This window comes from bacterium (assembly GCA_013360215.1).
Taxonomy (GTDB): Bacteria; CLD3; CLD3; order SB21; family SB21; genus JABWCP01.
In genome coordinates this window covers 66,135-78,746 of record JABWCP010000002.1, presented here as the reverse complement: position 1 = coordinate 78,746, position 12,612 = coordinate 66,135, and the positions used below count along the sequence as shown (strand labels likewise).

Annotated in this window: 7 protein-coding genes; all 7 read right to left on the bottom strand. The window is 40.9% G+C overall.

Annotated features, from left to right (window positions below; genetic code table 11):
- Positions 1–118: 118 nt before the first annotated feature.
- The gene (locus HUU58_01815; protein ID NUN44392.1) at positions 119–1,345 is read right to left on the bottom strand and encodes a 4-hydroxy-3-methylbut-2-enyl diphosphate reductase; all 1,227 of its coding nucleotides are present in this window, start codon (positions 1,343–1,345) and stop codon (positions 119–121) included.
- A 93-nt stretch (positions 1,346–1,438) separates the two neighbouring features.
- Positions 1,439–2,263 carry a PEGA domain-containing protein gene (locus tag HUU58_01810; GenBank protein ID NUN44391.1) on the bottom strand — a complete coding sequence of 275 codons (825 nt, stop codon included), beginning with the start codon at positions 2,261–2,263 and terminating at the stop codon, positions 1,439–1,441.
- Positions 2,260–3,411 (bottom strand): PQQ-like beta-propeller repeat protein, encoded by a 1,152-nt coding sequence (locus tag HUU58_01805; protein NUN44390.1) that lies wholly within the window; start codon positions 3,409–3,411, stop codon positions 2,260–2,262. The genes HUU58_01810 and HUU58_01805 overlap by 4 nt, the downstream gene beginning before the upstream one ends.
- The gene (locus HUU58_01800) at positions 3,411–6,443 is read right to left on the bottom strand and encodes a PD40 domain-containing protein (GenBank protein ID NUN44389.1); all 3,033 of its coding nucleotides are present in this window, start codon (positions 6,441–6,443) and stop codon (positions 3,411–3,413) included. Before HUU58_01800 ends, HUU58_01805 begins: the two co-directional genes overlap by 1 nt.
- Positions 6,437–7,249, bottom strand: a complete 813-nt coding sequence (locus HUU58_01795) for an ABC transporter substrate-binding protein (protein NUN44388.1) — start codon at positions 7,247–7,249, stop codon at positions 6,437–6,439. Before HUU58_01795 ends, HUU58_01800 begins: the two co-directional genes overlap by 7 nt.
- Before the next feature lie 157 nt (positions 7,250–7,406).
- Positions 7,407–10,043 (bottom strand): T9SS type A sorting domain-containing protein, encoded by a 2,637-nt coding sequence (locus tag HUU58_01790; protein NUN44387.1) that lies wholly within the window; start codon positions 10,041–10,043, stop codon positions 7,407–7,409.
- 28 nt (positions 10,044–10,071) lie between these two features.
- Positions 10,072–11,643 carry a hypothetical protein gene (locus tag HUU58_01785; GenBank protein ID NUN44386.1) on the bottom strand — a complete coding sequence of 524 codons (1,572 nt, stop codon included), beginning with the start codon at positions 11,641–11,643 and terminating at the stop codon, positions 10,072–10,074.
- Positions 11,644–12,612 lie beyond the last annotated feature (969 nt).

The following is a 12,612-nucleotide window of genomic DNA, read 5'->3' as shown; positions in this document are numbered from 1 at the left end:
GCCGAAAACAAATAAAAAAGTAAACCCGCAATATGTTATTACAGATTTGATCACGGGGTCTTTATAAAAGATAAAATATTTGAAATATGTTAGCGATTTTACGCTAACTTGAGAACCATCATTGGAAGCGATGCATCACATCATCGAAATCACGTGCATTTGAAAAAAAAGTCAACAAACGAAGCAAAATTCCCTCGACGATCGTATCCGGACACGAGGCTCCACTGGTAAGCAGAATGATGACTTTTTCTTTTTGGGGAATAAAGTTCTTAGAGGTTTTTTCTAACTTATGGTGAAAGTCCCAGTGCATTATCGTTTGGGAGTCGATGATCTTCTCGGCCGATGAAATAAAAAAGGTCGGTAACTTTTCTTCACATAATTCGACAATGTGAGACGTATTGGAACTGTTGTATCCACCGGCAACGACGGCTAAATCTGCTTTTTCCGATAACAATCCATACGTGGAAGTTTGATTATCGTTGGTCGCGTAACATAGTGTATCGCCTGTTTCGGCAAAGTGCAGATGTACCGATGCTTGGTCCAAGTCATATTTATCAATCATAAGATTGCGCAAATAATCTGCGATGGCTTGGGTGTCGCTGGCTAGCATCGTTGTTTGATTGACCACACCGATCCTTTTAAGATCTTTACCCGGATCAAATCCCTCAGAGTACTGATTCTCAAACGACTGATAAAACGCTTCCGGGGGTAATTCACCGATAATAAATCGTCCGAGTAATACGGCTTCTTTCATATCGCGAATAACAACCGTAGGCGCTCCTTGTCTGCTATGAGAAAAAGTCGCCCGTGTTTCCTCATGAGAAGGTTTTCCGTGAACAACGACAGTATAGTTTTCTTTGCCGATTTGAGCCGCTTTGTTCCACACTTTCTCTACAAATGGGCATGTCGTATCGTAGGTATAGGATTGAATCCCTATATCCTTGAGTTTGTTTTCTATTTCGATGGTCGTACCGAACGCGGGTACTAAAACAACATCATCGCTCTTGATATCCGTCCACGGAATGATCTGCTCTCCGTGTGTGTGCATGATAAACCGGACTCCCCGGCTTTGCAGATCGGAATTGACTTCAGGATTGTGGATCATCTCACTGAGCAAAAAAACGCGCTTACCTGGGTTTTCTTCAATGGCTTTGTATGAAATTTCTATTGCGTTTTCTACGCCGTAACAAAAACCAAAATGGCGTGCAATAAGGAACTCGACCGGGCCAAAATCAAGACGTGTAGGAGAAAAATCTTTTTTTCGTTGATCTAGCGTGCGCCGGTAATTTTTTATTGCCGTGATAATAGAACTGCGGTAAAAAAGAGGTATATTGAATTTTTTCATGAACGGGTGAAACGTCAGTTTATCTAAATCAATGACATACTGGCAGAATATAGCGTGTCACACCGTATTTAAAAAATGTTTTTTTTAATATGGTTAACGACTGAGTAAAAGCAGCGTTGCAAATCCGGCTGAACTGATTTGTAAACCGATAAATCCGATTCGGGCGCGATCATCATAACGGCGGGTCTTGTCCGTCAGTTTTTTTGATAATGCGATATTTCCCGATCGTCTGGCCAGCTTCGCTTTTTCAAAAGCGTCATCCGCCGTTTTTTTATTGGCCGCCGTATAGTACCCGGAGACAATCAAGCTTAGACCCGCTATGAGCAGGTGCTTCTTGTAACTATGAATACCTTGTTTGCGCCATCGTTCGTTAACAAACTCATTATCATTTAACGATTTTATCTCATGGTTTTTTGGCTTTAATCCCATCGTTAATGGCGTATCGTGTGAAACTATGGTAAAGGTCGTATCCCAATACCCTGTTTTGCTGATGCGAACATTGTAGGTATCCTCTGTATCCGGTATAAATAAATACGGTGTTTTACCGTATAGCGAATCGTTGATAAAAACAAATGCTGAGTTGGGCGTATTCGTTTGAATCGTTATGGCTTTTTCGAAACGCAAATTTACAGACAACGTATCCTCTCTGTTGATGATAATGTTTTGTAAAAAGTCCAATTGTTCCGCTTGAAGACCATTATCTCGCCGGGCCGCGAGAGTGTGTCGTCCGGCAAGAAGCTTGAATACTTTACCATTTTCCCATTCGTAAGCAACGTTGTCTAAATAAATAACAGTCCGGTTTTCGAGGGGAATTATCTTTAAATAACCGTATGGAGTTTTGTTCTGACAATAAGTCATCGCTGGAACGAGAATCCCTAAAGTAAAAAGATATAACAAGCTCTGTAAGTACCTATTCATTTGAGTTTCCCGCTAAATTTATAAAGCATGTTGTTTTCTGAGCCAACGAAAAGTGAACCGCCGTAAATTGCCATTTCAGATTTAATTCGCCCTTCCGTTTCAAACTGCCACTCCAAGGTCCCGGTGTGTTTATTAAGCGCATATACGCTTTTATCTTGTGACCCTATAAAGACAATCGATTTGCTTATTACCGGTGCGATGGAAATAGGGCCTTTAGTTTCATACATCCATACTAAATTACCGTTCCGCTTTTCAAATGAGTACAGCCGTCCGTCGGTAGCGCCTATATATAAAAGTTTTTCATCCACCGCGGGTGAAGCATAGAAATTACCGGGTTTATCGTATCCTATGCGGTAATACCAAGTAATCACGGCATCCTTTTGATGAATTGCGTACAACGTACTATCGTTACACGCAACGTACACCAGACTATCGTCTGCGACCGGCGCAGAAAGAATCGGGCCTCCAAGCTTGAGTTTCCAGAGCAACTTGCCATTGAAGCGATTAAGGGAAAAAAGTGTTCCTTCATCATCCCCAAAATATACTGCCGAACCCGAGATGGTAGGTGAAGAGTGAATCGGTGCAGATGTTGTGTGGCTCCAAACAGTTTCCCCGTTATTCATATCCACGCAAACGGCCGTATTGCTTAGTGTACCGGCATACGCCAGATCGTCATATATCAAAGGGTTTGTTTCGATGGCACCGGTATTTTTGATTGTTAAAAATTTTCCGTCAAAAACTTGGTGTGTGATGAAATTTTGTTTCCCGTTAGAAATGCCGATAGCTGTTTTCTGACCGGCTATTGCCGCACCGGCTTGTGATGCGTGAATAAATTTAATGTATCCGACCGTTTTTGAGCTTCCTGAATGTATTGCATAAAAACGACCATCATGCGTTGTCGTATATATGATACTGTCCGATACGACAATGGCCTTACCTAGCGAAGTGGATAATTTTTTAGTCCATACTGTCTGCATTGGAACTGATAGCTCGTTTAATGCATATCCGGTTCGACCTGGGTTTCCGCCGATATTACTCCATGGCGAAGTCGTGGATTTTTTGAAATAAGCAGCAATGCGAATATTGCCGGTAGTGCCGCAAGCCATTAATTGAAAGATCAGTATGATGCATACAAGGATTGTTTTCATTAGAAATCAGCTCCAAACCAAAATTGGAAAAATATACCGCGCGACCAACGTCTTTTTTCAATTATACTTCCGTCATTGTCGATTCCGCCAAAACCTTCCGATCGTTTGTTGGTATTCAACTTAGTTTCGACAAATCGATCACGATTACCGGGTAAACGAATTTTACCAAACTTATAACCGCGCGCATCAAACATCTTTCCAAAATCGAATCGTAGCACCATAACGCCAAGTAAATTAACGCGGAACCCTGTGCCTACACTACCTAAAAACCCATCAAATTTTTGATGGCCAAGAATCACTCGACCATCGGTCTTTTGTACTCCCCAGGCGTTTCCAATGTCTGTAAATATAGCTCCTCGTATTGAACGGAAACCCAAGCCTACAAACGGGAACTTCAGTTGTATAGCGTCCATCAAAGGAAATCGCAATTCATGATTCATAACAAAAAAACGTGTTCCAGGCATATTCCATCGTGGGAAACCACGTAAATCCCAACTACCTCCGACGACGAAATTACTTGGGTTTTTACCGTCATTCCATTGTGTCATAGCTCGAAATGCGTACGCTGATCGCATCGTGATACGAAAATAATGACGGTAATCTGCAATAATCGTATAAAAGTTTTGTTGCGACTTATACGCATCCGATGTATAACCTAGCGATAGCATAGCACGATGCCCGTCTATCGGCCCGGTTATTCCCCATAGTGCGTTATCGTACACGTATCCGATATTATTTCCGATGCTTACCCCATCCAGTGGAAGTAACGCGCCAAAAGCAGCTCCGCGTTGATACCGACTGACAGAAACCCCCGTTTCAATGCGTTCAAACCTGGATAATGGATACGCAACTTGAAAAAACCCTCCATAACGTTCTTCATACACTGACTCTGGTAAGCCTTGGTCGCCAATTTGAGTAAACTCGCCTTTAAAACGATAACCACCATAAGCGTATTTTACACGTTGCCCTAGATTAACTTTGGTCAGAATAAAATTCCAATCCGTTAAAATATCGGAAGTGGTTTGGCCTGTATTAAAAACGGTAAGGTAATATTGATCATCGCCCATCATGTCGGTATATCCTATCGTGGCACCGCCACCATAGCCGTACGTCGGTGCGATCTGAAAAGCGCCTTGGACGAAATCAAGGCTGTATTTTTTTTCATACGAACGGGTATTGCTTGCAATGATCGAAACCTTCGGTGTCGTCCATGGATAACGAAAACCGTCTATTTTTTTTCGTTCTGTCGGAACCAACTGACGCGCTTTGTCATATGCTTTTTCCATACGTCGTAATTTGAAACTAAAATCCTCGAATGCGGTCATTACAAGATCGCCGTCTTTAGTCCAAATCGGGTCAAAAACCGCTGAGGTGAGATCGGTCAGCTGACGTGGCGCATAGTGCGCGTACATACTGTCTTGTAATTCGCCTCGCGCTGCTGTTTCTATAAATGATTGACCTTGATATATAAACGGAACAACTGAAATATTGGTCGGACTTCCCTGACGATTACTAGTAAAAACGATGTAATCACCTTTAGGTGACCATGCTGGTGAAGCGTCCTGATATTTGCCGCTGGTTAACTGAAATGTCCGCGCGGTTTCCAGATCATAGATAAATAAATTATATGTTCCTTCCGGCGAAAAACCCGCACGATCGGAGCTAAAAGTTATGTACTTCCCGTCAGGACTCCATGCCGGATCGCGATCATCATAAAAATCATTGGTAATGCGTGTGAGGATACCGTCGGTTTCATCCGTACTTACATGAACGGTATACAAGTCGCTATTACCCGACATATGGAGTCCGGAAAAGACAATAGACTTGCCATCGGGTGCCCAATGCGGAGAAATGATCCCAGTCAAATCTTTGTAGGTATATTGATGCTCCTTTTTACCGGTTTGTGTGTTATAAACATATAGTACGTCACGCTCACCGCTTTTAGTTGCAAATGCTATTTGACCTTGTTCATTGACGTGGATTTTACTTTTAAAAAAATGAAACGCCTCAAATTCATGCGTTCTTTCACCTTCGATGAAAACGGTTGCCTTGGTTTCCTTAAGATTCTGGCGATATATATTGGTATAGCCGTCGCGATTGGCGACGAAAAAGATTTCTTCATTAGTACCGTCAAAAAGATAGGCCGGCTTCGAACTGAACCCCACTTTGGTAATGGTTTGCGAAATCGCAAACGGCATGTCGCTTTTCGATAAAGTCGGATAATATTTCTTTTTAAGCCAGTAGAGCCATTCTTGACTTAAGGTCTCGTAATTTTTTCCGACCGTATGTGTTACGACTTTTTGAAATTCATCAAATTTCCAAATATTCTCCATGAGTTGAAGAATTTTTTCTTCACCGTAATTTTCAGTGAGAAAATGAAGAAAATTCTCACCAAGTTTATACATATAGTACGATCCGTCAATGCGCCAAAACTCCTGTACCGGTAACAGTGTGCCGTTGAGCGTCGCATCGCGAATGACCATTTCAGCCTGAAAATCGGGCTGACCCGACCAATATTCCGCTAAACCTTCGGTGAACCACAACGGGGGGCCGGGATGATTAAATTTTCGATGTTGGCTTATGATCCGGTTCACCTTCGAATTCATAAAAACGTGAACCAATTCGTGCCTTAAAACCCTACGAAAGTGTGTGGTTGAACCGTCACTCGGCAATACTACCCGACCTTTGAAAAATTCAAAAAAACCACCTATGCCTTCGGGTAATTCAGCGGATATCGTATTTGTTTGCTGAAAATGCATGTGCGAACTATAAATAATCATCGGTACTTTTTTAATCAGAGCATGATTAAACCGGGATTGAAGCTCCGCATATTGCTCTTCAGCCAACCCGCCGGCACGTTCAGCGAGTTCGCGCATTTCCGGATAATAATAGATCTCAAAATGTTCCGTTTCTAAAATATTCCACTGAAAATGCGTGTACTGCACCTTATTGGTGCCGAAATAATTATCGTAATATTGCGCCTGTAATGAGAGGGATAATACCGTCACAAAAACGAAGAGATGTTTTAACATGTAACAATCCGATGTATGATGTTTTGGTCTATATACTCTATTGCTCGGGCCGTACGCGTACCGTACCAACAGTAGTAAGTACCGTCCGTCAGAAAAATATTACAATTTTTTACGGCCGGAATGTCCAAACCGTCAAAATCTGCAATATGTTTTTTCAAAAAACGATAGGGCTCATCCGGTAAAATGATAACATCCGGCTGTGCATTCAAAATCATTTCCCGTGTTACTTCAAAATAACGCGGAGTTTGGTTTGCAAAAACATTGTCCAAACCAACCAAAGACAGAATATCATGTATGAAAGTATCGCGGTTGACAGACATCCACGGATTGCGCCAGATAAGATATAAGGCCCGGAGCCGTGTAGGACTTAAGGCTGTCAGCCGACTATGATCGAGTCGTATTTGTTCAGAAAAAACTTTTGTACGGTCGGGGATATGAAAGATCAACCCCAGCTGATCAAGCAGCTCCCCTGCTTCGACAAATATACGCGGAAATGTAACAAAAGTCCTATAGTTTTTTTTAAATAACGCAATATGCTCCGGTTTATTCTCTTCTTCGTTAAGAATTATCAAATCCGGGTTTAATTTCGAAATTTTTTCAAAATCAGGATTTTTCTGCCCTCCGACTGTGGGTTTATCCCGGGCTCTGTCTTCCGGGTAGATGCAATACTTTGAAATCCCAGCAATGCGATCGCCGAGTCCGAGTTCGAAAAGCGACTCCGTAATGCTCGGTATCAGCGAAACAACCCGTTCGGGCGGTTTCTCGAAATGTAAGTTTTGCCCATGCGCATCTATGATCAAAGTCATGAGATTTCTGTGTTATTCATTTTATGATTTATGGATAAATGGCTTATTCCATCAAGGCAATATTTGAAACAAGCGCCTTAAATACAATAAAACAAAAAAACCACGCGATGCGATCGCGTGGTTTGTGAAATTACGAAGGTTTCTCAAAAAATTATATCTATTTGACTAGCAGCATCTTTCGGGTTTGGATGAAAGTCCCGGCTTGAAGGCGATAGATATAGGTACCGCTCGGTACCTGGTGACCGTAGTTATTACGTCCATCCCACATGACGGATTTGAAACCAGCCGCCTGTTTCTGATTATTGACGAGTGTTTTTACTTCCTGTCCCAGCATATTGTATATCTTCAGCGTGACCGCCACATCCTCTTTCAACGCATAACGCATAGTCGTCGTCGGGTTAAAAGGATTGGGATAGTTTTGATCAAGACTGAAAGTCGTAGGAAGTTCTAACGGTTTTGTCGGAATCTCAGTTTTGACACTGTCCGCAGCATCTTTTTTCATATCCGATTCAGATTCGGATGATTTAGCCATTGCGGACATTAGGTACGAAGTGTTATTTTGAGTTCCGTTTACTATGAGGTTGGGATCAATACTTGCTAAAAACTTGGCGCCACTTTTTATTGTAGTACCTGAGCTAATAACTATTTTTTTTCCAGAGCTTACTTCAAAAACTGGAGGTGTGCCCCCGAGCAAGTTTGGTTTAATTTGAGTGTTCTTAACTTCAACCAACTCGGTTCCAGTGAATTTTCGATTCCATTTGTCAAACAGTTTATTTTCAACAACTAAACTCATTGGAGTCAACAATTCATCTAACCAATCTCCAGTGGACTGGCTTATAAAGACATGCTTTTCATTTTCTGTTTGATACCTTATATGATCAAAAGGCGTTTGCACTCCTACAGGAAGCTTAGTTAGATCATTGTCCGTACCAATTAACTTAGTATAGGGACTAACTCGTTGATTGGTACTATTTCTTAAATCTAATGCACTTGTCGTGGGAATAAAGCAATGTTTGGAAAAATACAAATTAATTTCCCCGCCGCCGGACCTTAATGCTCGTTTTGATTTATTATATATTTCTTTTTGTGTTTCTCTGTAACCTCCTGGAGCATTGTCGGGGAACATACTAACACTTTGGTACAATGAATTTGCGTTTTTTACAAACCAATATTCTATTTTTTCATCTAACGGTGTACCTGATACACCTATATCATCAGCATAGTCTAAAGCATAATCAATTATGCCAAAAGGAACCCATGTAAGAAGTGACGAAAAAGAGTACCAGTCATCGTCTAATACATCATAAATTCCATTAAATACTAACTGATCAGAGCTATTTATGTTTGATGAATAAAGTTTGATGTCCCATTCAACATCTGCACATGAGCCATCACAACCAACTTTTAGCATTAATTCACCACTAGATGACATTGATTGAATTCCATCAGAGGTTTTTTGGAGCCCGTCATTTCCAAAACCACTTCCATTTGAGATACCAATTTTTTCAAGATACATCGGATATCCCATAAAAAGTAATTCATTGAAGAATACATCATGATCACTGTTATTATTTGAATAATTTAAATTTTTTATCCCAAATGGACCGTTAGATATAAATGCGTTTTTATAATTACTTTTCATTAATTGTCTTGGTGCAGGCTTCCCAAGGTTCTTGAATTTTTTTTCGCTTTTCGGATCTAGTGCAGAGAAGAAACTTAAAAAAGCTTGATCAGCTATCGGTATATTTGCCCCCTGTTGTGGAGAATCAAACGAAGTCCATAATTTGGTATTATGATTCCATTGGTTAGGATTAGATTGATTATTTATCAAAGCTGATAGATACCTATTCTCCATCTCCTTCAATGCATATCTAGAAAGCACGCCCCCCATGCTGGCGCCTACTAAAATAATATTTTCTGAACTCCCATTCAATGCAAGTTGCTGATTTGTCCATGCTATTGCATTCATTACAGAACGAGCATTGTTTTCTAAGAAGTTTGTACCGTCTTTGAAATCAACAATAATCACATCATAGCCTCTCCCTCTAAGCTTATTTTCAATAAAATCTCTTCCAATCATTGGATATAGTCTTTTCCAATCATTTTTCTCGTTGTCGAAATCAATCCCTTCAATTAAGAGAATGGGTTTGGTTATAGCTTGTACCTTATTGTATCCGTAGTACATATAAACATTAAACCCGGTTGTCGAGGTTGAGTGTGAACTAAACCCATTGTCCAAATTAAACTCTTCTGGAAAGATTTGAAAATCATCACTAACTTCGTCGTTGGGAAAAATTAAATTATTGGGTTGTAGAGGAGCATCATCATCAATAATAAAAGTATATGTGATGTGGTCTTGCTCAGAATATTGAGGGCTAATTAATTCGACAAAATTTGATTGATCATTTGCTAAATCATAAATTTTATCGGCAAATCCAATATACCATGCAGATCTAGGACGAGTGTAATAATTCGGATCTTCAGGTGGATTGGGATTAGGAAAAATAAAGTCGAAAGCTGCTATCCCCGCTAAATTTGTTTTGGATGACATAATAGTAGAAGTTGGGGAAGGGCATTCGCCAGGCAAACATTGATACCCATCCATTCTAGTAAAATAAACTTGCACTTTTAATGTAATGTCAGCATAAGGCACTGGACGTCCTAGTTTGTCAACCACTATTACTGATGCAGAATAGTGATAATCATCTGGAACAACTAACGTTCTCTCTGCTGAAAAAACTGACCCGGCTGTAAGACTTATAATTAATAATAATAACGCATTTATTGTTCTCATCTATAGAACTCCTAAAAAAATTAATATACTAGTACTGAATCATTCTCCTCAACTCTTCATTTTCCTTTTTCAGCTGAATCACATACAGCGTAAGTTCTTCGACTTTTTGGAGGAGTTTGGTTTGGAGTTCGGAGATACCGACGCCATTGGCTTGCATATCGGCGGCCGAGGCGATACCCGGAAGATGTTTTTGGGTTTTGATGTGTTTTTCGACTTCGTCCAGAGATGGCAGCTTATATCCTTCTTCGAATACAAAATCAGCACCGTTGGTATTGACGACGATTTCGTCTGCGCGCACATTGCCAAATACATTGAGTTTGTAAGTATCCGGACCGGTGTACTGAACCGTTTTTTGTCCGATCCACACATTACCACCTTCGACATGGAGTTTTGCTCCGGGAGAAGTCGTGCCGATACCGACGTTGCCATTTGTGATATTTACCGTTATCTTGGGATCAGTTCCTACATCGGACTTGCCCAAATATATATTTCCCCCAGCGGCTGCTAAACTACCTTTTGTAGTACCGCCATCAGACGAGAAGTCAATTGCCTGCCAACTGCCTGTTGTCTGAAAATAACCCGCTTTACCTGATGCAACAGTATTAACTTGAAGTTTATAGCTAGGCGTTGTCGTACCTATCCCGACATTACCGCCATTCGGATTAAGTGAAAGATTGAAGTTAGTGGCATAATTGCTTCGATTGCGTGGTTGTATCCATGCATAAGCCCCACTGGTAACCATACCAAAGTCAACCATAGCATCACTACCGACAGGTTGCAAACGCAAGATACCGTCAGCAGCAGTGCCACTGGTGCCAGGAGCTGAATTAGCACCCCACACTTCGAGTTTTTGCGTAGGACTGCTAGTCCCAACCCCAACATCGCCGTTGCTAGTCATCCACATGGCTAATTTTTCATCTGCAAGTCCTTCTTGATAACGAAAAGCCAAGGCATTGGACGAAGCGCTGAGCTGCCAAAATTTGCTATCATCTGTATCTGTCAAACGAAGTTGACGGTTAGAAGCTGCAATATCAAGTTTATTGCCGGGCGTATTAGTGCCTATACCGACATTGCCTGTTTGCGTTGATAAATATACACGATCAGTCCATGTCGAAACACCATGGCGAGTAGCTATTCTGAACGATGTTTCCCCATTTCCATCATCCTTACCGTATATTTTTGAGCCATAGCCTGAGCCCCAATTAGAATGAAGCATCTGAAGCGTTGCTTGATCACTACCGAGAGAGATACCTCCATCAGTTGGCATCGTTGTATTGTTTGCGCCAATTGATAAAATACTTACTGGGTTTGTCGTACCGATACCGACACGACCGCCATTCGGATTAAGTGAAAGATTGAAATTAGTGGCATAATTGCTTCGATCGCGTGGCTGAATCCAGGCGTATGCATTACTTGTAACCATACCAAAATCAACCATCGCGTTGCTGCCTGTAGGCTGTAGACGAAGAATACCATCTGCGGCAGTACCGCTGGTGCCCGGTGCTGAATTTGCACCCCATACTTCGAGTTTTTGAGTTGCACTCGTAGTACCTATACCGACATTACCGCCATTAAAATACGTTAAACCATTTGGATGCAAACGGACGGTTGCAGTTCCTACAGATGTTGAGCTGTTGAATAAGTAAAGAGCGTTGGTACTATTATCAAGTTGCATTTGAGGAACGTATATACCCCCGGAATATGAGTGTTCCCATTTCCAATTACTTCCCCAACGTTGACCACGAAAGGTAATAGTACCTGAACCACCGTCAGTATAAACGATGTCCATACCCGACAAATGTTGATAATCTGAAAATTGACCAAAGCTAACCGTGTTCCCCCGAAATTTTGCAGTTCCATTCACATCGAAATAGGCTGAGATATTCGAGGGGTTTCCCACACCGATATTACCGCCATTATAATAAAAAGGTGAGTTGCGAAGCGTACTAGCATTGTAGAAATAAGGAATATAACCGGCCGTTCCCGGGTTTGCATTTTCAGTTACGACATTAGTTGTCTGCGCATAGAGAGCCGCATTAAACAAGAGCATCAAGCATAAACTTTTTGCTGTTACGACCAGACGTTTCATACGTTTCATTTGAGTTTCTCCTCAATACATTAAATAAAGATTTAAAAAAGGTACACCTCGCCCATTGACATCAATCACGAACTTTTTTTGGTGAACTGATTATCTCTGGACTACGAATTCGAAATACAAACAAAAAAGAACAAAAGAACAATTGGAACAAAATGGGACGCTACTTGATCGATCAAAAAGTAACTTACACACTAAATATACATCAAAAAAATGTGGAAGTCTGTAGGGAAATGGCTGAAAATCTTGTAGGTAAATTACCTACAAGATTTTATAAGTGCATAAAAAACAGGCGAGATTTTTTGGCAAAAAAATTTATTTATTCATATCGTAATTTTTTTTAAAAGAATACTTTTTTTAAAAAAGCACAACCGAAACAAGCTGTTTGGCGGCACGCATCTATGATCAAAGTCATACTTTTATCCGTTTCGTTTGTTTAAGATAGAAGCGAATGTAACACGAATCAACACAATT

What these genes read in the sequence shown, in the direction of transcription:
- HUU58_01815 (NUN44392.1), bottom strand. Translation starts at nt 1,345, where the DNA reads ATGAAAAAATTCAATATACCTCTTTTTTACCGCAGTTCTATTATCACG.
- HUU58_01810 (NUN44391.1), bottom strand. Translation starts at nt 2,263, where the DNA reads ATGAATAGGTACTTACAGAGCTTGTTATATCTTTTTACTTTAGGGATT.
- HUU58_01805 (NUN44390.1), bottom strand. Translation starts at nt 3,411, where the DNA reads ATGAAAACAATCCTTGTATGCATCATACTGATCTTTCAATTAATGGCT.
- HUU58_01800 (NUN44389.1), bottom strand. Translation starts at nt 6,443, where the DNA reads ATGTTAAAACATCTCTTCGTTTTTGTGACGGTATTATCCCTCTCATTA.
- HUU58_01795 (NUN44388.1), bottom strand. Translation starts at nt 7,249, where the DNA reads ATGACTTTGATCATAGATGCGCATGGGCAAAACTTACATTTCGAGAAA.
- HUU58_01790 (NUN44387.1), bottom strand. Translation starts at nt 10,043, where the DNA reads ATGAGAACAATAAATGCGTTATTATTATTAATTATAAGTCTTACAGCC.